The 23369-nt window shown below is 62.7% G+C and carries 20 protein-coding genes; 11 read left to right on the top strand and 9 right to left on the bottom strand.

The window, feature by feature from the left end; all coding sequences use genetic code 11:
• Positions 1–5: 5 nt before the first annotated feature.
• Positions 6–497: a flavodoxin family protein gene (locus tag BTE28158_RS25160; RefSeq protein WP_151048473.1), complete on the bottom strand. Its 492-nt coding sequence runs from the start codon at positions 495–497 to the stop codon at positions 6–8.
• A 211-nt stretch (positions 498–708) separates the two neighbouring features.
• On the bottom strand, positions 709–1344 hold the full coding sequence (locus BTE28158_RS25165; protein WP_059600777.1) for a TetR/AcrR family transcriptional regulator: 636 nt from the start codon (positions 1342–1344) through the stop codon (positions 709–711).
• An 84-nt stretch (positions 1345–1428) separates the two neighbouring features.
• Between BTE28158_RS25165 and BTE28158_RS25170 the strand changes: the two genes are divergently transcribed.
• The gene (locus BTE28158_RS25170) at positions 1429–2556 is read left to right on the top strand and encodes an MBL fold metallo-hydrolase (RefSeq protein WP_151048474.1); all 1128 of its coding nucleotides are present in this window, start codon (positions 1429–1431) and stop codon (positions 2554–2556) included.
• Positions 2557–3662: 1106 nt separating this feature from the next.
• On the opposite strand, the gene BTE28158_RS25175 is transcribed toward BTE28158_RS25170, so the two are convergent.
• Positions 3663–3977 carry a hypothetical protein gene (locus BTE28158_RS25175; protein WP_174920148.1) on the bottom strand — a complete coding sequence of 105 codons (315 nt, stop codon included), beginning with the start codon at positions 3975–3977 and terminating at the stop codon, positions 3663–3665.
• Between the two features lie 376 nt (positions 3978–4353).
• Here BTE28158_RS25175 and BTE28158_RS25180 point away from each other — a divergent pair, with 376 nt between their 5' ends.
• Together BTE28158_RS25180 and BTE28158_RS25185 are read left to right on the top strand one after the other, a co-directional pair.
• The gene (locus tag BTE28158_RS25180) at positions 4354–5049 is read left to right on the top strand and encodes an AAA family ATPase (protein ID WP_006759638.1); all 696 of its coding nucleotides are present in this window, start codon (positions 4354–4356) and stop codon (positions 5047–5049) included.
• Positions 5042–6073, top strand: coding sequence for a ParB/RepB/Spo0J family partition protein (locus tag BTE28158_RS25185; RefSeq protein WP_059600783.1), 1032 nt, complete (start codon positions 5042–5044; stop codon positions 6071–6073). Before BTE28158_RS25180 ends, BTE28158_RS25185 begins: the two co-directional genes overlap by 8 nt.
• 95 nt (positions 6074–6168) lie before the next feature.
• Here the strand turns inward: BTE28158_RS25185 and BTE28158_RS25190 are convergent, their stop codons facing one another.
• Positions 6169–7485, bottom strand: a complete 1317-nt coding sequence (locus tag BTE28158_RS25190) for a replication initiation protein (RefSeq protein WP_059682318.1) — start codon at positions 7483–7485, stop codon at positions 6169–6171.
• A gap of 2524 nt (positions 7486–10009) precedes the next feature.
• Here BTE28158_RS25190 and BTE28158_RS25195 point away from each other — a divergent pair.
• On the top strand, positions 10010–10336 hold the full coding sequence (locus BTE28158_RS25195; RefSeq protein ID WP_151048475.1) for a DUF4148 domain-containing protein: 327 nt from the start codon (positions 10010–10012) through the stop codon (positions 10334–10336).
• A 366-nt stretch (positions 10337–10702) separates the two neighbouring features.
• Here BTE28158_RS25195 and gcvA read toward each other — a convergent pair whose 3' ends face one another.
• On the bottom strand, positions 10703–11605 hold the full coding sequence (gene gcvA / locus BTE28158_RS25200) for a transcriptional regulator GcvA (RefSeq protein ID WP_059600791.1): 903 nt from the start codon (positions 11603–11605) through the stop codon (positions 10703–10705).
• 140 nt (positions 11606–11745) lie between these two features.
• On the opposite strand from gcvA, the gene BTE28158_RS25205 reads away from it, so the two are divergent.
• Together BTE28158_RS25205 and BTE28158_RS25210 are read left to right on the top strand one after the other, a co-directional pair.
• A complete protein-coding gene (locus BTE28158_RS25205) occupies positions 11746–13035 on the top strand; it encodes an adenylosuccinate synthase (RefSeq protein ID WP_151048476.1) in 1290 nt (429 codons plus the stop codon).
• A gap of 225 nt (positions 13036–13260) precedes the next feature.
• Positions 13261–14202, top strand: a complete 942-nt coding sequence (locus BTE28158_RS25210) for a LysR family transcriptional regulator (protein WP_124629261.1) — start codon at positions 13261–13263, stop codon at positions 14200–14202.
• Positions 14203–14553: 351 nt separating this feature from the next.
• Here the strand turns inward: BTE28158_RS25210 and BTE28158_RS25215 are convergent, their stop codons facing one another.
• The 3 genes from BTE28158_RS25215 to BTE28158_RS25225 all read right to left on the bottom strand — a co-directional run bounded on the left by BTE28158_RS25215 (position 14554) and on the right by BTE28158_RS25225 (position 17271).
• Positions 14554–15267 (bottom strand): dienelactone hydrolase family protein, encoded by a 714-nt coding sequence (locus tag BTE28158_RS25215; protein WP_124629259.1) that lies wholly within the window; start codon positions 15265–15267, stop codon positions 14554–14556.
• A gap of 312 nt (positions 15268–15579) precedes the next feature.
• On the bottom strand, positions 15580–15891 hold the full coding sequence (locus BTE28158_RS25220) for a DUF4148 domain-containing protein (protein WP_059600798.1): 312 nt from the start codon (positions 15889–15891) through the stop codon (positions 15580–15582).
• Between the two features lie 414 nt (positions 15892–16305).
• Positions 16306–17271 carry a GlxA family transcriptional regulator gene (locus tag BTE28158_RS25225; protein WP_151048477.1) on the bottom strand — a complete coding sequence of 322 codons (966 nt, stop codon included), beginning with the start codon at positions 17269–17271 and terminating at the stop codon, positions 16306–16308.
• 222 nt (positions 17272–17493) lie between these two features.
• Between BTE28158_RS25225 and BTE28158_RS25230 the strand changes: the two genes are divergently transcribed.
• The 5 genes from BTE28158_RS25230 (at position 17494) to BTE28158_RS25250 (ending at position 21870) form a co-directional block, all read left to right on the top strand.
• A complete protein-coding gene (locus BTE28158_RS25230) occupies positions 17494–18135 on the top strand; it encodes an HD domain-containing protein (protein ID WP_059600803.1) in 642 nt (213 codons plus the stop codon).
• 312 nt (positions 18136–18447) lie between these two features.
• Positions 18448–18903: an Xre family toxin-antitoxin system antitoxin gene (locus BTE28158_RS25235; protein ID WP_151048478.1), complete on the top strand. Its 456-nt coding sequence runs from the start codon at positions 18448–18450 to the stop codon at positions 18901–18903.
• On the top strand, positions 18900–19379 hold the full coding sequence (locus tag BTE28158_RS25240) for an RES family NAD+ phosphorylase (RefSeq protein WP_124904301.1): 480 nt from the start codon (positions 18900–18902) through the stop codon (positions 19377–19379). The genes BTE28158_RS25235 and BTE28158_RS25240 overlap by 4 nt, the downstream gene beginning before the upstream one ends.
• A 335-nt stretch (positions 19380–19714) precedes the next feature.
• Positions 19715–20392: a heavy metal response regulator transcription factor gene (locus tag BTE28158_RS25245; RefSeq protein WP_006759651.1), complete on the top strand. Its 678-nt coding sequence runs from the start codon at positions 19715–19717 to the stop codon at positions 20390–20392.
• Entirely contained in the window at positions 20389–21870 is a 1482-nt protein-coding gene (locus tag BTE28158_RS25250; protein WP_151048479.1) for a heavy metal sensor histidine kinase, read from the top strand. The genes BTE28158_RS25245 and BTE28158_RS25250 overlap by 4 nt, the downstream gene beginning before the upstream one ends.
• On the opposite strand, the gene BTE28158_RS25255 is transcribed toward BTE28158_RS25250, so the two are convergent.
• A complete protein-coding gene (locus tag BTE28158_RS25255; RefSeq protein ID WP_151048480.1) occupies positions 21851–23344 on the bottom strand; it encodes an efflux transporter outer membrane subunit in 1494 nt (497 codons plus the stop codon). The genes BTE28158_RS25250 and BTE28158_RS25255 overlap by 20 nt on opposite strands.
• Between the last annotated feature and the right edge of the window lie 25 nt (positions 23345–23369).

Below are 23369 nucleotides of genomic sequence, written 5' to 3' on the forward strand. Positions count from 1 at the left end.
GGCAATCAGAACACGCCGAGTGCAAGGCCCGCAGCGAGCCCCGCGCCGACCTCCGCGCAGCGCGCGAGATCCTCGCTGCCAATCGTCTTCGGCGCGAGGATCCGCTCCGGCGTTTGCGCATGGGTGCAGACGATCAGGCCCGGCACCACATTCCTGAGCCGCCATCCGGTCGCGATCCGGTCGATCTGGCGCAGCGCGTTCTGACCGTCGCTGCCAGCACAGATCATCGCCGCATAGGGGCGGCCGTTCACGCGATCGAGCGCAGCGTAGTAACAGCGATCGAAGAAGTCCTTCATCAGCCCGGACATCGCGGCGAGATTTTCCGGTGTAGCGAACAGATAAGCGTCGGCGGCGAGTACGTCGTCCGCGCTGGTCGCATCCGCACGCTGCAATCTGACGTCGACGCCGGATTGCTCGCGCGCGGCATCCGCAGCCGCTTCGGCCATCTGCTGCGTGCCTCCCGTCATCGTGTGATAGACGATCAACAGCGTCTTCATCGGTTTTCGCTCACGTTCGGTTTCATTTGCGCCTGCCGCACGCGCCGGTACGGCTCGATCCGGCTACGTCGACGTGCGTATCAGTGCCTGCGTCCGCTGGTTGTCGAATGGCGCTTTCCTCGAGGCAGAGGATGAGACTCGCCTTGCGTATATCGACGCAATTGTTCCGCTTCGTGCTTCGCACGACGCGCGGTCAATCCCGCCCGGTACCTTACACACCGGCGTGGTCTGCGCGCGAGTAGTACGCAAGAAACATGTCGGCAGCCGTTTCCGCGACCTTCTGTTGTTCTTGCGCGCCGAGCGGCGGCTGGCCCATCGTCACTTGCGGCCAGAACGCGAACGCTTTCACGATCCCGTGCAGTTGATGCGCGGCGAAAACGGCATCGGTCACCGACAACCGGCCAGCCGCCGCGGCTGCACGAATCCAGACCGTCACGTCTTCTTCGCGCTCGCCCATACGTTCGACCATGTCGCGCGCGCGTTCCGGCGAATGGATAGCCGCACCGATCGCGACGCGGGCAAGTGCAAGAAATGCTTCGTCATTCAGCAACCGCAACTTGCGGCCCAGCAGCGCGAGCAGTTGATCGCGCAGTGGGACGTCGGCGCAGTAGGCCGGCGCGCCGGCGCTCAGCGTCGCGTCCCACAGCTGATTCAGGATCGCCGCGAACAATGCTTCCTTGCCCGGGAAATGGTTGTAGACGGTGCGCTTCGACACGTCCGCGCGCGCTGCGATGCGATCCATGCTGGTCCCGTCATAGCCAGCCGCAAGGAATTCCTCGATCGCCGCGGCGAGTATTGCCGCACGCTTTCGGTCGGTCAGCCGTTGAGGAGAAGTGCTCGTATCCATTCAAAAAATTTTACACCCCTGAGTTTACTTTTCCCAGGGATAAACTACACTGCTCGGTGTACTTTATTTTCCGGACGAATCGACATGGCTTCGCCTCTCGTATTTCTTCATCGCGTACTGGGTTTCGCCGCCGCCAGGCGTGGCCGCACACTGTCCGGCGAGTCGCCGCAGCACAACGGCGAACGCTTCAGCAACGTTGCACCGGCACCGGCCGAAGGCTTCGGCAAAACACTTGGCATCGCATGGAACATGCTGGTCAACAAGCCACGCAACACGGTTCCGACAGGCGCATTGCCCATCGATTCACTGACTCGCGAACAACTCGGCGCGGCCCCCGACCGCAGCCTGTATCGGCTAGGGCATTCAACACTGCTGTTGAAACTACGCGGCGAATTCTGGCTGACCGATCCTGTATTTGCCGAACGCGCATCGCCGTTCCGGCGCATCGGCCCCAAGCGCTTTCATGCGCCGCCGATCGCGCTCGTGGACCTCCCGCCGTTGCGTGGCGTGCTCCTGTCGCATGATCACTACGATCACCTCGACCGTGAAACGGTGCTCGCACTGGCAGCCACCACTGGCGTGTTCGTTACCACGTTGGGCGTCGGCGACCGGCTGATCGAATGGGGTATCGACGCGAAAAAGGTACGCCAGATCGACTGGTGGCAAAGTATCGACGTCGATGGTCTGACGCTGACCGCGACACCGGCACAGCACTTCTCCGGACGCAGCCTGTTTGACGGCAACAGCACGCTGTGGGCGTCGTGGGTCATCGTCGACGACGATTTGCGGGTGTTCTTCAGCGGCGACACCGGCTACTTCGACGGTTTCCGGACTATCGGCGAACGGCTTGGGCCCTTCGACGTGACGCTGATCGAGACCGGGGCATACGACCCACAATGGCCCTACGTGCACATGCAGCCGGAAGAAACCGTGCAAGCGCACATCGACCTGCGCGGTCGCACGCTGATGCCTATTCACAACGGCACGTTCGATCTCGCGATGCACCGTTGGCAAGAGCCGTTTGAGCGCGTCACCGCGTTGGCCATGGTACGCGGGGTCGAGTTGTCGACACCCAGGATGGGCGAGCGACTCGATTTGAATGCGCCGCATCGCGGCGAACGTTGGTGGCGAACGGTCGATGAGCCAGCAAAGACTCCAGCAACGAAGACGCGCTGGTGGCAGCAGCTGTGCGTATGGCAGGCGACGAAGTAGGTTCGCTGGCCGCGGCGGTTTCTGGACGAGAACGCCGCGGCGGTGAATTTTCCTGGTGATATACGGCTTCGCAACGGACTCTTTGGTCGATCGTCGGCGACGATGATCATTCGCCCCCGACAGCAGACATCCGGCGAAGGTCGAGATATACACGGTCGAACCAATTGTGGCGATGCGCTTCACCCTCTTGACGCAAAGTCTGCAAATCCCCGCTCCATCTGCACAGTGATAGATACAGGCCAAGCCCATCGGAAACTGCCTTCCGAGGCCGTCTGTAGAATCCGTCTTCGCTCAACGCCGCCGTTGGGACGAGGCGCCCGCTTCGGCTTCTCCCGTCACGTACAGGTTTGCAATCCGCGCTGTTGGCGCAGCGCGTTGTCACGTGACAACTAGCGATGACGAACTCACTACACCTCTTGAATCCGCTGCTGGCCTGTTCCGCTCGATGTTTGAGATCCCCGCAGATCGATCGAACTGCGCGCCCATCCGCGAAACGTATCAATTATCACAAAACACGTCTCAATTGATACGTCGATGCTTTAGCCGTCGTTACCTAGACCCAATAGCGCGCGCCGGGTTCATGCGCCCCCATTTTAACCGTCGTCGATGCTCATTTTGCGTGAAACAACATGAAGAAAGTAGCGCAACCCATTGCTGGGCAAGGGTTTCCGCACATACACCCATTTAGAAGAATTGTTTCACGCCCTGCTGATTTACGCCATTTCCCCTCGGCGACGCGCAGGAATTCGCGCTCAAAAAGCCCATCAAGAATGTGAGGCGACGCCGATGCTCTCGATCGTCCGATCGACGGCCCGCACAATAAGACTCTGCCGTACCCCTCCCCTGTCTCATCGTCGTTGCCTGTAGATGCTGATCAGCCCATTTATTAGGGCCACATCACTCGCTGGAATTAGTGTTCCATCGGACGCTGAGAGCATGCTCGCTCGGGCGTGATTTTCTCGGCCAACATAGATCACTCACTTATCGCCGGCTAGCCAGCACCTCCTCGTACTTCGTCACTGACGATGCCGCGTCGATGTCGAGTTGATCCTTTCGGCGTCCATCCGCAACGGTTGTCACGTGACAACAACCCGATCGCTTTCGCGTCAGTGACCTGGCCCAATCGAACACGACCAACCCATATATCCCATGAACTTCTTCACGCCCGCGACTTCTACAGTGGGTGCGCCGAGGCTGACGATATGTGTCCAGAAGCAACGCCTTGCCGGGTTGTCACGTAACAACACGCAGCAGTCGCCAGCACCAGCACCAGCACCAGCACCAGCACCAGCACCAGCACCAGCACCAGCACCAGCACCAGCCGTCATATCTGAACACAGACCGCCGTAATGAGGAGCGAGGAAAAAAGCACCGGAATTATCGGCGCGCGTCGCATCGGCATGCCTGCCGTCGAGCACCATTTGAGATCCGAGCCAGCCAAATTCGACTTGTCACGTGACAACTTTGCATCCCGACGCCGCCGAGGGCCACAAGCTGAATGCCAAACTACGGCAGAATTCTCACCGGTCGCGAGACACATTCGGGAATCGGCACTGTGACCTTTTTTCGCTACCAGCACTGAAGTCCTCAGTACTTCATCAGCACCTTCCGTCTCGAATGCAATGCCATTTATTTTTATTTTTCACCCACTTTCAAATCACAAATACTTGCTTGCCATTTGACGTACTTGTCACGTGACAACAACATCTATAAGAAAATTTCTCTTTTCATATAGCACTTTCTGGACTTTCCAACAATAAATGCATATATTACGAAAAACTCCTAGGAGGGAATTTAATGGCTTTCAAGATCGCCGTCAGTAATCAAAAAGGTGGTACTGGAAAGACCACCATCTCCGTCAATATCGCTGCTGCCTTCGAGGCAGGTGGCAACAAGGTCGCCTTGATCGATGCCGACCCTCAAGGCACATCAGTGAGATGGGTGACGAGCGGTGAAAATACGCTCCCGATGACGGTTCTGTCGTTGGCCCCCGCCGGCCGGGGCATCGGCGGCGAGATCAAGAAGCAGGATGCGAATTTCGATGTGATCGTCGTCGACTGCCCGGGCAACCTCGAAGACCCACGCATCGCGTCCGTGCTCGAGGTCGCCGATTTCTGCCTCGTGCCGCTGTCTCCGTCGCCGGCCGACCTGTATAGCACCGTCGCGATGATTCGCATGATCGAATCGATGCGTGCCGTTCGTAACCCGAATTTGTCTTCCGCATTGATGCTGAATAGCGTCAATGGAAAAACTAAAATGCGAGAAGAAATTCTAAAAATTCTAAGGGCTGAAGAAATAGGGGAGCATCTGCTCGACAGCCAGATCGCGCAGCGCGAGGTCTACCGGCAGACGTTCGCCCTCGGCACCACAATCCATCATCACAATCGATACCTGAAGGGGCTGAAGGAAGCCCGCGCGGAAATCGAGAGACTGGTCACCGAAATGGCCCAATACATCGCGTCGACGCGCGCTACCGGAGCCGCTCATGGCTAAGGACACATCGAAAGAGAAGAAGCCGACCGGCAACCTGCATCTCGCAGCCGGCTTGCTGCGTGGGCTCGCACAGGAAAACGCGGCGCTGGAAACGCGCCTGCCGGAGCCGACGCCCGCATCGAATCCCGCCGCCGAAGCCACACCCCCCGTCGCCCCGACCGCCGCCGCCTCCTCCGACGCGCTCGACCTGGGCGCGCCGCAGAAGGTCGCGGTCAAGGACTGCATCCCGAACCCGTTCAACCCGCGCGTGTTCTATTCCGAGTCGAGCCTGCACGAGCTCGCTTTGACGTTGAAGCGGGAAGGACAGATCGAGCCGATCAAGGTCACGCGTCTCCCGGAGTTTCCCGGCAAGCTCGTCGTGATCGACGGGCAACGCCGCTTGCGCGCGACGAGCATCAACGGCGACGAAACGATCAACGCGACGTTTCGCACGGACCACACACCCGAGCAGTTGTACACGATCGCGTATCGCGCCAACCACGACCACGAACGCCAGACCATCTTCGACGATGCAGTCGCATGGAAGCGTCTCCTCGACGAAAAGGTCTTCCCCGACCAGAACACGCTCGCGGAGAAGATAGGCAAGGACAAGGCATCGATCAGCAAGACACTATCGCTGAACGCACTGCCGAACACGCTGCTCGAACGGATGGCCAGCGCGAACGATGTGGTCGGGTTGCAGGCCGCGTACTTCCTGAAACTGATTTTCGAGCGCCTGGGCGAACCCGCTGCCGACCGTCTGCTCACGGCGGTGATCGACCGTAAAAAGTCGGTGCGCGACCTCGAGAATTTCCTGCGCGCACAGACCGACGGCAACAAGAAGACGGGGCGCACGCGTTACAGCGTTCGACACGATTTCGCGCTCGAATCACGCGCAATCGGTCAGCTGAAAACCTATCCGGACGGGCGTCTGGATCTGCAACTGAAGGGAGTCGATGCGTCCCATCAGGAAGCGCTCGCCGACCGGCTAAAGACCGTGATCGATGCATACGTCGCCGAACTGGCGGTAGCCGCGCAAAAGTAAAAGAAGGCGCCCAAAAGCAAAGGCCTCGCACCTGCATGACACCGCGCGTCCGATGAAGTCCGGTGCACGGTGCATGCCAGGCTGCGAGGCCTTGATCAGTTGGTCGCGAGGCTGCTTTTCAGCAGGAATTCCAGCAAATCGTCCGAGGTCGGTTCGCCCCAGGTGTCGAGCGCCAGCCATCGGAAGAAGCTGGTTTGCGCCAGCTTGCTCGCCTTCTTCTTCGGCGACAGCGTGAGATCCTTCGACCCGGCCACCGTTTCGTTGTAGCGCTCGATCAGCTTGGTCTGGTCGTCGATCTCCAGCTCGCGGAAATACGCGCCGGCTTCGTCGACCTTCGCGGCCAGGTACTTGTCGCGAATCTGTTCCTGCTTGCTCTGCCCGGATTCCTTTGCCGGCGCGGCCGTCTCGGTCCCCTGTCCGTCGGCCAGCGTATAACCGTGCGTCAGCGCCTTGCGGAAATACGCGGCCACGTTGTCGACCGGCGCTGCATTCTTTTTCGTAGTCCGATTGAGCGTATAGGCGATCGCCGCCTTGATGCGCTGCACACCGTACTGCGTAATCAACCGGCGCGCTTCCGAACGCGGGATGCCGAACTTGGCGACCTCGTCGACGAGTGCTTCGTTCTTGACGTCGCCTTCCTCGACCGTATCCGCGCTCTGCTTGCGCGTCACCTTGAACTGGACGGCCTCCACGCTGCGACCTGACTTGTGTTCGATCAACTCGAGCGTGTGGTCGGAAACTTCGTTTACCTCCTGAATGCACGGCACCAGGACCTTGCTCTTGAAGAGCTTGTACTCCTTATAAGACTGCGACGCCTTGTCCTGACCGAGAATGAGATCACGGAATTTCGGCAGTGGAATTTTTGCCGTGATGCCGATCCCCTCGTAGCGCACCGTGTTTTCCCAAAGGGCAAGCGAGTGCGAGCGCCGAAACTCGCGCGCGATCCGCATATCGATGAGCGCGTAGATTTCCGGGTTGAGCAGCTCGCTGCGAATCTGGTCGGAGAAGCTGTACTTCAGCACCGATTGCTCGAGCTCGGCGCCGGCGAGCAGGCCTGACGCCTTCCACACCGTCGAGCGGTCGGCGGCAAGGTAGTCCCAGTTGACGACGGTACTGATCAGCGAGTTGACCGTGTCCTTCACATACTTCGTGTTGTTGCTGTTCAACCCGCTCTCGTGCGACAGCGCGGCGATCGAGATCGAAAAGCTCGTCCGGCCGGGCTCGAATGCTTCCTGACGAAGGGCGTTCTTGATCAGCGAGCTGAACATCTTGCGCTGCTGCAGACCGATCTTTCCGGACTTCGGAGCGATATGAATTGCCTGGACCGCCTTGCGCAGCAGATCGGGTGGCTCGGGCGTCTGAAATAGCGAAACCTGCTTGTCGGAGCCTTTGATTGCGGGCTTGCGCGGCATCGTGATGTCCGGAGAAGGTGACCGTGTTGATGGCGGACTTTATACCTTTTCGAGCCATCGAGCAACGCCTTCATCTCCAGTATCACTTTCACTATCGTCGATAAAGCATTGTCTCAAAATGAAAAATTCCATTTTCACGATTTGTGCGAAACCCCATATCCATATACCTTTCCACCAAAAACAGCTCCCAAAACCTGCTACCTGTGTTGGCTGTCGCCAGAATCCGGCACGGGACTTGCCCTACTGAAGGTACCCATTCATGGGAAATAATCCGGTGGAACTGGATGTGCGGACCCGATTCGTGGTGCCCTGCAACACGGTCTGCGGTCTCCCATAAAACGCTACCTTTAGCACGTCCCATGGATAGGTACCTATCAAGATCCGCCAGCTTGGCGTTTTGTCTTCATCTGTGGCGGGCAGGCGGAAATACCTCCCATAAATGACTACCTTAAGATTTCCCCACAGATGGTGACCTATCCGCAGGCCTGATCCTGTTTATGGGACCCCGGTTCCTCTGGAACAAGCAGAACGAGATCACTCTGTCCACGCCGATACCCATAAACGGCTACCTGGAATCCATCCCATAACCGGCAACCCAATATGAAATGCTGTGCGCGGGACCCTAGACGAACAAGCAAGAGGGCACCATAACCGGGTACCTATAGATTCCCCCATAGAGGGCTACCTGAGGCGTTTTTGGGGCCGATTCCCATAGCTGGCTACGCGTGCCCCATATCCACAACCCCCATTTCCCACAGCGCGGTACCCGATGCCCCAAATCCACAGACCTGAAACCCCATATTCTTCCGCCTGTGCCCCCATAAATGGGTACCGAACCCCTGTCAAACCCTTACCAGACAAGGCTGTGAGCCGTCTAAAAGTAGTTAAAGATGTAAACGTTGTTTATCAAAGATGTAAACACACGTGCGTCTGTGCAGAAAAACAACCCCCATAAACCGCTACCCAAGCGAACCAGTGAGGCTCGACAAGCACAGCAATCCTGACTCGAGGCCTGTGGATCCCTCGATATCTGCCTCATTTTGCAAGCGTTCCAGGCCTGACAAGGCTTCCAATGAAGGTGAGTACCTACTAACAAATGCTTAAACGTAGAAACTTATGGGAGGGAATCGGTGTTTTCGGGACATAGGTTCCCACCTATGGGATTGAAAAATGCAGATAGCGGTCGGTTTCCCGTCAGGGATTACCCGCAGACGACGGCAGCCCCGCTCGACACAGAAGCACCGCGAGTTTCCGTCACGGCGGTGAAAAATCGCCGGAATTCATTCTCAGGCCGTTTTTTTTCGTCAGCGCCAAGGCTTCCGCAGAAAAGTCTTCGGCTGTCACCTGTTGATCTGCCTGTCACTTTCCAGTCGATGGCGCGTGCACAGACGAAATTGGCTGGCTCTCGTCCCGCTCATTCTGCATCGCGGTTTTCTACCTTTGGGTCAGTATCGGAATTGGGACAGCGTTCCGATCGACGCGACCAGAATCGCATCGCTGTGCCGAGCGAGACGCTGACCGCGGCCGCTTGATCACGACGATCCTGGCAACTGCCTCGAACGTGAGGCTGGCGTCATCAACATGGCTCATCCTCATCGGATCCGCACTCGACTCCCGAAAATTCTCACCGCTGGAAGTTGCCCCGTCCTGTAAAAGCTCACCTACAAGGTGTCCGTCGGATTAACAAACCGTGCGCGCGACGCCTCCGCACCAGATGCGGCCGCACAATGGAAAAGCTGTGATGAATGCGCCACGCGCTGGACGTGTCGCCGTCCTTGCCGCACAAGCTCGAGACGCTTCGTGACGTCGGTACGATGCCAAGCGCCACGCATTCGCACAGGCGACCGCTCGCGTGATGCTCGTGCGCAATCGTGAACGAATGCCGATCGAAGAGTTCACCTTGCGTGGCAAAGGTCGCCTCTACCTGCAAACGTCATCTCCCACATCTGGCGACGAATAGAATCGAACAGGTAGCCATGCGTGCGACATGCGGGGGAATGCGACAGGCTCGGTGCAGAATGAATCGTGGTCGTTTATGGGAGGAACCGTCGTTCGCGCGGGAGCGAGTCACAACATGGCGCACAGGTTCGCGATTTCGTCGTCTATCCCGCTCATGGGGCGACGATCGCATTGCACGAGCAGCAGACTCCACAGGTGAAACAGTCGGCGTCGTGCGAGTGCATGCATCACCGAAATCGATCTCATCCTCACCGGCAATCTGCACCGTATCGGTGGAACGATCCGCTTCGCCACGCGGTTGCCGCGGTCGTGCACGCTGCGTGATTCCCGAGCGCGATGCGTCGTCGTGGCCCCTGCGAAACGCGGATCGGGCGGGCGCGGGATACGTGACGATACGACGTCTCCCATACGTGTATCCCCAAGAATGCACGCATGATGGCGCCACATTTTTTGCAACGCGGTTATGATGCAAAGGCCCTGACCGCGACATGAAGACCGGCCAGGGGCAGGGGCGGTATCTCGATGTGCTTTCACTCCGTGACTAATCAGAAAAGAGAGTTCAGCGATGCGAATCCAGATCAAAAAACTGACGCTGGCTGCTACAGCAGCAGCGTTCCTCTTCGGCTCGGCCGCTCCGGTGTTCGCGCAGACCGTCGCCAGTGCACCGGCCGCATCCGCCGCATCGGATGCGAAAGCCGCGAAGCGTGAAGCACGCAAGGCAGCTCGGGCAAAACGCAAAGCCGAACACAAGGCAGCGCGCGCGAAGAACAACGCCGAGCTGAAGAAGCTCGAAGACGCTGGCTACAAGCCGGCGGCCAACGATCCGAACTATCCGCAGAATCTGCAGAACGCTCAGAAGAAGGCGGGCGAAGCCGCTGGCGCAAGCCAATAAACGTTCCCCCACGAGACAAACCCCGGCGCGAGCCGGGGTTTGTCGTTTATGCTGCTGAAACGCGATGCGCGACCGGTCATCGTGCAGGTGTGACATCCGAGTCAATTGATTCGGCGTCCTTCGTTTCTAGGTGAGATGAATGCCATCTCGATGCGTTGAATTTTCCTGCTCTCCGTGAACGACACGCGCCATTCTGCTTGTTCAGTTTCAGAGGAATCCTACGGAATACAACAGATCGCTGGATGAATCACGAGACGAAAAACAATCATGCACGAGCAATACGGCTCCGCACAAAGGCACACGAAACCCGCACAAATTGAGACGGTGCGCGTGGCGCAACGACTGGTCGCCGACATATCGACTTGGTCAGCGCCGCGCTTCCGCCGTCGCGTTCCCAGTCGCTTTTAACCAGTCCTTGAAGGCCCGCACGGCTTCGTCTTCCGCGCGCGCAGTCGCGACGTAAGTGAAATAGCGCCACGGCGGCAGTGCCGGTTCGCTGAACGGCCGCACCAGCCGGCCTTCGGCGATGTCGTCCGCGACGAGCGCGATCGGCCCCATTGCGACACCGAGGCCGTCGAGCGCGCCCTGCAGCGTCAGATAGAAATGCTCCAGCGTGAGCGAATGCCGCGGCACCAGATTCGCGTGCCCGGCCGCCGCGAGCCACTCGGGCCACATACCGGGGTACGTCGCCGCGTGCAGCAGCGTGAAGCCGGCGAGATCAGCCGGCGTACGCAGCGGCCGGCCCTCGAGCAGCTTCGGCGCGCATACGGGCAGCCGGATTTCGGACAGAAACTCCTCGGCAACATATCCGTCGATCGCTTGCGGGCCGCCGCGGACGATCAGGTCGACCTTGTCACGCAACTTCTCGATCGGCTCGTTCGACGTTGACAGCCGCACCTCGATGGCCGGATGCGCTACCTGGAACGATGACAGCTTCGGCACGAGCCAGCGCAGCGAAAACGTCGCGGGCGCGCTGACGCGCAGCACGCGCTGCTGCCCCTGGCCGAAATGCTGCGCGGTGGCGAGCGCGATCCGGTCGAACGATGCACCGACCTCGGCAAGGTATACGCGACCGGCGTCGGTCAGTTCGACGCGCCGGTTGTGCCGCTCGAACAGCGGTCGGCCAAGCCATGCCTCGAGTTGCTGAACATGCCGGCTGATCGCGCCATGCGTCACGCACAGCTCGTCGGCGGCGAGCGTGAAACTGCCGAGGCGGGCCGCGGCTTCGAAGGCGCGCAGCGAATTCAATGGAGGGAGTCGTCGGGCCATGCATCGTTTCGTGTGAAATTTACTCACACGACTGCTCAGATTTAATCGTTTGATCGGGTGATCCTAGTCCGCCAATATGGCACACGAACGGCCGATGCGGCCGAAACGGATGTCTGGATTTCTCACATGGAGTATGGAGCATGCCGAACGTGGTGGTGGTGGGCGCCCAATGGGGTGACGAAGGCAAGGGGCGCGTCGTGGACTGGCTGGCGGCGCAGGCCGATCTCGTCGCACGCTACAACGGCGGCCACAACGCGGGCCATACGCTGGTCGTCGGCGACAAGACGTACAAGCTCGCGCTGTTGCCGAGCGGGATTGTGCGTGGCAAGCGCGGTGTGATCGGCAACGGCGTGGCGCTCGATCCGGAGGCGCTGCTGGACGAGATCGGGCGGATGGCCAAACTCGGGCTGTCGGTGACGCCGGACAATCTGTCGATCGCGGAGAACGCCACGCTGGTCCTGCCGATTCACCGTGCGATCGACCAGGCGCAGGAGCGTCTGCGTCGCGAACCCATCGGCACCACGCTGCGCGGGATCGGGCCAGCTTACGAGGACAAGGTTGGGCGCCGCGGGCTGCGGGTCGCGGATCTGGCCGAGCCGGGCCGGCTTGCCGACAAGCTCGACGTGCTGGTCGATCACCACAATGCATGGTTCCGCGGCCTGGGGCTCGAGCCGTGCTCGCGCGACGCGATGCTGGCAACGCTGGTCGACATCGCGCCGAAGATCCTCCCGTTCGTGCGTCCCGTGTGGGCCGACCTCAACGACGCGAACGACCGCGGCGAACGCATCTTGTTCGAGGGCTCGCAGGCCGTGATGCTCGACATCGACTGGGGTACCTATCCGTTCGTGACGTCGTCGGGCACCGTTGCATCGGCCGCGGCGGCCGGCACAGGGCTCGGCGCGTCGAAACTCGGCCACGTGCTGGGCGTAACCAAGGCGTACGCGACGCGCGTCGGCGGCGGCCCGTTCCTCACCGAACTGAGCGACGCCACCGGCGAAACGCTGCGCGCACGCGGGCAGGAGTTCGGCGTCAACACCGGCCGGCCGCGCCGCTGCGGATGGCTCGATGCCGCGCAGTTGCGGCAGGCCGTCCGGATTTCGGGTATCGATTCGCTCGCGCTCACCAAGCTCGACGTACTCGACGGCTTCGCGTCGATCGAGCTGTGCGTCGGCTACGAGCTCGATGGCGCACGCGTCGACCATCTGCCCGCGAGCCGCGATGCGCAGGCGCGCGCAACGCCCGTCTACGAAACGTTCGCCGGGTGGGACGGCACCGTGAAGGGCGTGCGCGAGTTTGCGGCGTTGCCGCGTGCCGCGCAGAATTTCATCGCGCGCGTCGAGGCGGTCGCGGGTGCGCCCGTATCGATGATCACGACCGGCGCCGAGCGCGACGACACGATCGTGCTGAGCAACCCCTTCGAGCAGGGCTGAGCGCGACGCGCACGTGCAATGCGTGCGCGGCAGGCCGCCGCCGTGCGGCCTGCATCGAGCCGATGCCGGCAGCGGTTGTCGCGTGAGCGAGGGCGCGCCGGAGCGGCGCACGGCAAACTGGACACGCCTGCACCGCTGCGGTACTGTTCCGCACAATTCGCGCCAGACCGGGCTGTGCCGGGGCGGGCGCCGCCGCGAAGCGATTTCAATCCCGGGGACATGTCGATGGACACGTTACAGATGATGCGCATTTTCGTCCGGGTGGCGGAGGAGGGCAGCTTCACGAGCGCGGCCCAGCGCCTGGACATCACCACCGCCTATGCTTCTCGTTCGGTCGCGCAACTCGAAACGCATCTGCGCACGCGTCTGCTCAACCGGAGCACGCGCCGCATCGCATTGACCGACGCCGGACAGCGCTATCTCGACCGCTGCCAGCGCATCCTCGGCTATATCGACGAAGCGGAAGCCGAGGCGGCCGACGCGCAGGCGAAGCCGTCGGGGCGCCTGCATGTGCACGCGACCACAAGTTTCGGCCAGGCCTACGTGGTGCCCGCGGTGGTGCGATACCGGCAGCGCTATCCGTCGGTGGCGGTCGAACTTACGCTGTCGCAGCACGTGCCCGACATCATCGACGAAGGTTACGACGTGTCGCTGCAGCTGAGCGCGACGGAGCTGCCCGACTCGGGCCTGGTGTCGCAGCGTCTCGGCGATGTTCACAGCGTGCTGTGCGCGTCGCCCGCGTACCTGAAGGAGCGCGGCACGCCGCGCACCGTGCGCGATCTCGAAGCGCATTCATGCCTGCAGATCGTCACGCCGATCTTTCCACGCGACCGCTGGCACCTCGACGGCCCCGACGGTCGCGAGACATTCGAGCTGCCGCTGCCGGACTTCCAGGTGAATATCGCCGATGCGCTCGGCGCCGCGCTGCGCGCCGGCCTCGGGATCGGCTCATTGCCGATGTCGAGTGCGGTGCCCGCCCTGGCGAGCGGCGCGCTGGTTCGCGTGTTGCCCGAGTACCGGCTGCAGAAGCTGACGGTCTACACGCTGTATGCGTCGCGCCAGTACCTCGACGCGAAGATCCGGACGTTCGTCGATTTCCTGCGGGAATGCGTGCCCGAAATGCTGGCCGCCGACGAGGCCGCGCTGCGCGGTTCCTGCGAGTCCTGAGCGGAGGCGAACAACGAGTTTCGGGTCGAATGACTCGGCACTTGCAACGTCGTCCGTGAATCGACGTTCAGCCGTGCGGGATATTTAGCATACCGAACTTGATGATGACGGCACTGCGGCATGACGTCTTCGATTGGATGCGTCGATCGACTCGCGCGTTTATGAGAACCCCAGTCCGGAGCCGGCCGTGCCACTCGCATTTCGTCGTGCGTGCTTCGGTGTCGAACCCGTGATGCGCGAGACGGTCGCATAAGAAATTCATCCCATAAACGACAACGCCACGGCTGCAAGTCCGTGGCGTTTCGCTTCATGAGGATCGTTACCCGTCAGCGGCAGGTGCCTGCTGCGGTATTACTGCTGCTGGCCCCAGAGCGTGCGCCCGAAGAACGTCAGCGTGCGGTCCCACGCGATCTGCGACCACACCGGATCGAACTGCGTGCCGCCGATGCGGCCGGGGCCGACGGCCGTTTCGTTCGCGAACGCGTGATGGGCGAGATAGCGGTGGAATTCGATACCGACCTTCGCGTCGGTCAGCTTCTTCTCCAGCGCATCGACCTGGTCGATCGCGAAGAACGCATCCTGGGTACCCCAGTGACCCATCAGCGGCACCTTGATCTTCGACGGATCGAGGTAGTCAAGCGGAGGGAAGCCGTACCACGTGACGCCGGCATCGACATCGGCGAACTGCAGCGACAGCAGAGTGAGAGCGCCGCCCATGCAGAAGCCGGTGACCGCCACGCGCGACGCGCGCGTCTTCAGGTATTGCACTGCGCCGGGAATGTCCTGCGACGCGGCGTCGCCGAAATCGAGGCCGGTCATCAGGTGGTGCGCTTCTTCCTCCTCGACCGTCGACTTGCCGCGATACAGGTCGGGCACGAGCGCGAAGTAGCCGCAGCGCGCGAGGCGATCGGCAACGCCGCGGATCTGGTCGTTCAGGCCCCACCACTCCTGGATGACGACGACCGCGGGTGCACCTTCGGTCTTTTCCGGCGTCGCGAGGTAGCCCTGCAGTTCCTGGCCGTCGGGGCGGCGAAACGTGATCATGGAACCGGATGTTTGAGACATGAAACCGCTCCTTTTCGAAAAATGCGATGAGTGCGGCATCGGGTCGGCCAGCGAGTGAGGTATGCCCGGGTGACTCGAGGCTTCGCTCGCGTTCGCTTAGGCCGGCGCCGACCACGCGGCCATTCTATGCGCAAACGCCGGCCGTCTGCGTGAACGGTTCGGGGCTGCAGCCGATCCACGCTGCGCATCGATCGTGCGTCGCGGAGCGCGTAAGTCGGAGCCACCGAAAACGCAACACCCCGCCCCGATGAACGGGAGCGGGGTGTTGCGTCGACAGCGCGCGTATCGAGGTACGCGCTGCGTACGTCGGTCTTACTGACCGAAATAGACCGAGTCTCGAGCGGTTTGCTTGACCGCGATCACGCGGCCGGCACGCACGCCGGCGGCGGCTTGTGCGCCGTAACCCGTTGCGTCGCTGTTCGTCACGCGGGCCTGCGCGGTTTGCAGCGCATTCGGATAGTGGGCGTCGGACACTTCCGGCTTGTAACCGGCTTGCTCGAGCTGCACGAGTTCTGCGCGGACCTGGGCGCGCGTCAGTTCTCCCGACGAGTTCGACTGGGCGAATGCGCCAACGGATGCGGTAAGGGCGGCGACAGCGGCGACTGCGTAGATGAACGACTTCATGGTGACCTCCGGTTTTCGTAGATTTCGCGCTTCGCTTGTTGCGTTCAGCGGTTGATTGCATCGTAGCGATCGCGATACCGGTCGGAAATAGGCGTTCCGGCGAATAATTATTGCAACTGGGTAAACGATTCGCGGGGAATGCGGGGTTTTGTCTGATGATTATCCGTATGCCGGCGCGCATTCGATGAGTGTGATTGCGGGCGCCGAACCGGGAGCTGGCGCGATCCGGGACAGAGGTGTATTGCAACCGCACGCCGACTTCGGCCGATGGAAAGATCAATTAAATCGGATAACGAATCATTGGTCGCGAGCGAGGGAGTGTGTTCGCCCCTCGCTGTGCAATCCGGGCCGACTCCGCCTTCTCGCACATCGACGTGAGTATTAACGGCCGCATCGTCGTGCGTACCGCGTCACTCACTCCTCGACGACCGACTGTCGTTTCCGGTATTCGGCGGGCGTGATCCCGACGTGCCTCGCGAACGACCGTCTGAGCGTATCGACATTCGCGAAGCCGCATTTTGCGGCGACCTGCTTCGGCGTGTCATGTCCGTTTTCGAGCAGTTGCCGGGCAGCGGAGATGCGGGTCGCTTCGACCCACGCAGCCGGCGTCATGCCGACCTCCGCGCGAAAGAGCCGCGCGAAGTGGCGCGGGCTCATGCCCGCATGCTTCGCGAGTGCCGCCACCGAGTGTTCGAGTTCAGGATGGCTGGCGATCCAGCGCTGGACTTCCTGCAGCACGGAGCGCCCGGCCGGCCGTGCCTCGCCGCTGCGGCTGAACTGGAGCTGTCCGCCCGGGCGCTTGAAGAACATGACCAGTTGCGCGGCGACGCGCCGTGCGATTTCCCGGCCGAGATCTTCCTCGACCAGCGCGAGCGCGAGATCGAGCCCGGCCGTGACGCCCGCTCCGGTGCGCAGCTTGCCGTCGCGTACATACAGCGCGTCCGCTTCGACCGTGAGCGACGGATACGCATCGGCGAGCGTGTCGGCGGCGGCCCAGTGCGTCGTCAGGCGTCGTCCTTTCAGCAGGCCGGTCGCCGCGAGGATGAACGCGCCGGTGCAGATCGAGCCATACCGCTTGCTTTGCACGGCGGCCGAGCGCAGCCACGCGAGGACGTCGGTTCGCAGCGCGACCGCGGCGGCACCCGGCGCACCGGCGACGAGCAGCGTGTCGAGGCGATCGGGAATGTCGGGAGCGATCCAGTCGGCCAGCAATTGCGCGCCCGATGACGCGCGGATCGGCCCGGGCTCGCTCGCGATGATCCGCAGCGTATAGAACGGCTTGCCGCATTCGGCGTTAGCCTGGGCGAATACGTCGAGCGGCGCGGAAACGTCGAGCAGTTGTACGCCCGGTACCGCGAAAATTCCCACGACCTTCGGCATGTTCGGTTGCGTGTGGTATCGATGTGTCGAACGTGACGCGTAGCAGTATAGACGCGCAACGCGAGGCGACGAGGGGCATCGGCGCACTTCGCGGGCGCGGTTCAAGGGTTGCGGCCGCGATGGCCGTCGATCGCGCGAAATGGCAGAATTCGTCGTAACACGGCGATTGATGCCAAACCCGGGCCTTCGGAGAATGGGTGCTGTCTTCAATGGAGGTCGATCATGACTGTGAACGTCGCCGGCATCACCGTTCCCGATAGCCAACTCGCTCGCGAGATCACCGAACTCGTACGGGATACCGAGTCCGAGTTGCTGTTTCACCATTCCAGCCGCGTCTACTACTTCGCCGCGCTTGCGGGGCAGCACCGCGGGCTCCGCTACGATCCCGAACTGCTCTATTGCGGCTGCATGTTTCATGACATGGGGCTCACGCATCGGCACAGCAGCGCGTGCGAACGATTCGAAGTGGACGGCGCCAATGCCGCCCGCGATTTTCTGAAGAGCAAGGGCATTTCGCAGCAGGACATCGAGGTCGTGTGGACTGCGATCGCGCTGCACACTACGCCAGGTATTCCGAAGCATATGCATCCGGTCGTCGCGCTCGTCACCGCAGGGGTCGAGATGGACGTGCTGGGCCTCGCGTATCCGGAGTACAGCGACGTCGAACGAGATGCCGTCGTCCGCGCACATCCGCGCACGCCGCATTTCAAGGAAGACATCATCCAGGCGTTCTACGACGGCATCCGGCACAAGCCGGACACGACGTTCGGCAACGTGAAGGCCGATGTGCTGGCCGACAAGGATCCGCATTTCCATGCAGGAAATTTCTGCAGCGTGATCCGATCGTCGGCATGGGCCGGCTGATCGGCATCGGCGCCGGGCAGGGCGTGGGAGGGGGGCGCCCTGGGCCGCGCACGTCGCGCCTGCCGATCACTATTCCTTAGAAAAGTTGTTACGTGACAACCACATGACGTCGATGCAGGCCTTCATATCCTGAATTTCATCGCCTTGGCTTCCGCAGGGAATCGTCGATTCGCTCGATCCGGGCGACGGGTAATGGGGCCGGAGTCGGGTGCCGAAAGCCCGGTCCGACGCCCGGTGAACCCCTGACGACAAGAATCCGCCCGCCTTCGGCAAAACGCCTATAATGATTGGGCAAATTGCCGGAGAAGAATCATGAGCACGATCGCGTTTCACCCTTCGGGCGTCGCGCACCCGCGCCAGGCCGAATTCACGATACTCGAGCAACTGCTCGCGATTCGCGTGCGCTCGGGCGCCGATCTCGCCGAGCTGGCGAGTGCGCGCGTCGACCTCGCGGTAATCGATCGCCTGTCGGAGCGCGGCCTGAAGTCGGATGAACTCGCCTTCATCATCCCGCGGCGCACGTTGAGCCATCGTCGCCAGGCGCACGAGCGCCTGTCGCCGGAGGAATCCGACAAGGCGATCCGGCTTGCACGCATCGTCGCGCAGGCGACGGCCACGTTCGGCGACCAGGACAAGGCAATGGCGTGGCTGCGCAACGGGCTCCAGCGCTTCGGCGGCCGCACGTCGCTCGACATGTCGAGCACCGAGCACGGCGCCCGACTCGTCGAAGAGGCGCTCACGCAGATCGACGAGGGGTATTTCGCTTGACGACGCTGTGGCGCATCAGCAATTACGCCGATCTGAAAGGCATCGGCGGCTTGCGGGCCGGCGGGCGCTGGCATTTTGCCGGGCAGCCCGTCGTCTATCTCGCCGAGCATCCGGCGCTCGCGCTGCTCGAGACGCTCGTCCACTTCGAAATGGCCACCGTTGCGCAATTGCCGAGCGCATACCAGTTGCTGCGCGTCGAGGTGTCCGAATCGGTGGACGTTGCCGAGATCGCGGAAGGCGATGCGCCGGCCGACTGGCGGGAGAACGTCGACTGGACCCGCAGCGCCGGCACCGAGTGGCTGCACACGCAGCCGAGCGCACTGCTGCGCGTACCGAGCGTCGTCGTGCCGCACGCGCACAACTTCCTGTTGAATCCGCTGCACCCGGCCGCATCCGACGTCCGCGTCGCGGAAGTCATGGAGTCGCCGTATGACAGCCGGATTCTGCGGCTGGTCCAGTCGAACAAGAGCGAATAGAGCGCGTCGCGCACGACGAGCCGCAGGAACATGTCGTTCATTGCGTCGCCGCAGCGTGCCGCGGGAAACGGTAGCGCCGCCGCAGGCGCACCCGCCGACATCGACCGCCATCCCACCAGCAGCCCATTACGCAGGAAGCGAACGTGCGGCGCAGGCCGCGGTATGGCAAATCGCCGACGCGTCGTCATGACGTGCGCAATGCCGCGACAGTCAATGCGCTGACCCTCGGATTACATTTTCGTAATCGAGCTGTCCCGCTGGTCGGCGAAGACTTTCACCCGCCGGTTTACCGGTAACATCGCCGCATATTCCAACCGAATGCGATGGAGCCGAGCATGCGCATCCTGATAGTCGAAGACGAACCGAAGACGGCCGCGTACTTGAAGAAAGGGCTCGAGGAATCCGGCTTCAGCATCGATCTCGCAAAGGACGGCGCGGAAGGGCTGATGCTCGCGCAGGAAGAGAACTACGACGTGATCGTGCTCGACGTGATGCTGCCCGTGCTCGACGGGTGGGGCGTGCTCAAGCGCCTGCGCGATACCCATACCACGCCGGTGCTGTTCCTGACCGCGCGCGACGATGTGCAGGACCGCGTGCACGGTCTCGAACTGGGCGCGGATGATTACCTCGTGAAGCCGTTCGCATTCGTCGAACTGCTCGCTCGCATCCGCACGCTTGCTCGCCGCGGCCCACCACGCGAGACCGAGCGCATTGTGGTCGGCGACCTGGAAATCGACGTCGTACGCCGCCGCGTGAAGCGCGGCACGGTGCGGATCGACCTGACGCCACGCGAGTTCTCGCTGTTGCAGTTGCTCGCGCGTCGACAAGGCGAAGTGCTGAGCCGCACGCAGATCGCGTCGTATGTGTGGGACATGAACTTCGATAGCGACACCAACGTCGTCGAAGTCGCCATTCGGCGACTGCGCGCGAAGATCGACGATGCGTTTCCGGTCAAGCTGATCCACACGGTGCGCGGCGTAGGCTACGTGCTCGAACCGAAGGACGGTGCATGACGCTCGGTCGATCGCTTGGCGCGACGCTCGCGCTCTCGTTTGGCGCGACGATGCTCGCGGTCTTCGCGCTCGTCGGCACGTACGTGTATACCGGCCTCGACCGGCAAGTGAGGACGCAGGACGATCTGGACATCGTGCTTGCCGCACGGCACACGCGCCGGCTCGCGGGCGAACTCGATTCGCTCGACGCCGTGCGCGCGCACGCGGACCGGCTGACGAGCCAGGTGCTCGGGAACGCGGCACTCTCGATGGCCGTGGTCGACGATCGGGGCAATGTGCTCGCGCGGCACAACGTCAGGCGGACCGAGCGCGAGGATCTGCCCCCACCTGCGTCGGGCACGGCGTCGCCCGCACCGCCTGCGTTGCCCGATGCCGAACTGTTTCCGCCCCACGCGACGCCGGTGCCGGCGGCCGAACGGATCACCGTCGACCGGATCGCGACATGGCGCGCCGACGACGGCACGTCCGTGCGCGGTGTCGTGGCCGGCGCAATGCTGCGCGACGGTACGCAGATCCGCATCGCGATCGCGCGCGACATGAGCGATCGCGCCGAACTGCTCGACGGCTATCGCAACAAGCTGAAGCTCGCCGGCGGGCTGGGCGCGTTGTGCGCAATGCTGCTAAGCTACTGGCTGATCCGCACGGCGCTCGCACCGCTGCGCGAGATCGTCGCGAACACCGGCCGGATCACCGTCGACAAGCTCGACGCGCGGCTCGACGCCGCGCGTGCGCCGCGCGAACTGCGTGCGCTCGTCGATGCGCAGAACGCGATGCTCGGCCGCCTGCAGCAAGCTTTCGGACATTTGTCGCAATTCAGCGCCGATCTCGCGCACGACCTGCGCACGCCGCTGAACAACATGCGCGGCGCGACCGAAGTGGCACTTGCGCGGCCGCGTTCGCCCGGCGAATACCAGGCGCTGCTCGAATCGAATCTCGAGGAATACGACCGTCTCGCACGCATGATCGAGAACGTGCTGTTTCTCGCGCGCGCCGAACACCCGACCTTCGTGACGCGGCAGCGCGCGTTTGACGTGCATGACGAGCTGACGCGCATCGCCGAATACTTCGAAGGGCTCGCCGATGAAGCGGGTTCGACGCTGCGCGTCGAAGGGCACGGCCAGCTGATTGCCGATGTCGAACTGTTTCGCCGCGCGGTCGGCAACCTGCTCGCGAATGCGCTGCGCTATACGCCTGCGGGCGGCGTCATTGCGCTGAGCGTCGACGAAACGGCGGACACGGTACGCGTCGTCGTCGAGAATCCGGGCGAGCCGATCGATCCCGCGCTGCTGCCGCGCATCTTCGACCGATTCGTGCGCGGCGACCCCGCGCGCAGCGGCGGCGTGCCGGGCGGCACGGCCGGGCTCGGGCTCGCGATCGTGCGCTCGGTGATGGAGCTGCACGGCGGCAGCGCGCGCGTCGAAAGCGACGCGGCGGGCACGCGGTTCATCCTCATCTTCGTCAGGAACCCTGCGTCTTGATCGCTGTACCCGATCCGGCGGCGCGAGCGGCGATATCCGCGCCCGAGTGCCAGCCGCCGCCCAGCGCCTTCAGCAATCCGACCGATGCTTCCATCCGACGTGCGGCGATCTCGTCGGCCTGGCGCCGATTGGTCAGCGCGATCGTCTGCGCGGTCACCACGTCCAGATAGCTGACGGCGCCGGCATTGAAGCGATTCGTCGTCAGCCGCAGCGACAGGTCGGCCGCGTCGGTCGCGCGCTGCTGACTGGCGGCCTCGGACGCGAGCGCATCGAGCGCGGACAATTGATCCTCCACCTGCTGGAATGCGCCCAGCACGGTCTGCCGATAGTCGGCGACCTCGCCATCGTACTGCGCGTGCGTGCCGCGCAGCGTCGCGCTGCGCCTGCCGCCGTCGAACAGCGTGCCGACGAGTTGCGGGCCGAGCGACCAGAACAGGCTTGGCGCGGTCAGCCACGGCGTGAAGAACCCGCTTTCGAGCCCCGCGCTCGCCGACAGCACGAGGTCGGGGAAGAACGCGGCGCGCGCTTCGCCGATCTGCGCGTTCGCGGCCGCGACGCGGCGCTCGGCAGCTGCGATGTCCGGCCGTCGTTCGAGCAGTTGCGACGGCATGCCTGCCGGAATGGCAGGCACGTCGAACGCTTGAACGCGCGCCGGCAATGCGAACGTCGATGCGTTTTCGCCGACGAGCGTTGCGATCGCATGCTGGAGCTGCGCACGCGACGCGTCGATGTCGGTATCCTGCGTGCGCGTCGCTTCCAGTTGCGTTTCGGCTTGTGCGACGGCGGACGCATCGATCGCGCCGGCCGCGAGCTGCTGTTTCAGCAGCTTCAGCGCATCCGCATAGGCCCGCACCGTGTCGTCGAGCAGCTGCTTTTGCGTGTCGAGCGAACGCAGCGCGAAATAGTCGGTCGCGAGTTCGGCCGTGACCGACAGTTTGACGGCTTGCAGATCGGCCGCACTTGCGTCGGCGTTCGCCTGCGCACCTGCTACCGCATCGCGCACGCGGCCGAACACGTCGGGTTCCCAGCTTGCCGCCACGCCGACCTGATGGTCGGGTGTCGTCTTGCCGGCGAGCGACGAACCCAGCTTGTTCCGCGATATGCGTGAACGGCTTTGCGCCACGCCCGCCGTGACTGTCGGCAGAAACCCCGCATGCTGGTAGTCGACCGTCGCGCGCGCTTGCTCGAGGTCGGCAACGGCCTTCTTGACGGTCTGGTTCGACACGTCGACGCGCGCTTCGAGCGCGTTCAGATCCGCGTCGTTGAACACCGTCCACCACGCGCCGCGCGACGCGGCATCGGCCGGCGCCGCGACTTGCCAGCCCGGTTGCGCGGCCGACGTGCCGGCATAGTGCGTGGGTACCGAGACGGTCGGCGGCGAATAGGGCGGCAGCGTCGAGCAAGCGGCCAGCGCGGTGACAACGCCGAGCGCGACGACGCGGCGGGCGAAGGGGAGTGGGTGAGGAAGGCGCATGGCGGGAATCTCACAGGTAGGCATG

The organism is Burkholderia diffusa (genome assembly GCF_902499115.1).
In the GTDB taxonomy this organism is placed as follows: domain Bacteria; phylum Pseudomonadota; class Gammaproteobacteria; order Burkholderiales; family Burkholderiaceae; genus Burkholderia; species Burkholderia diffusa.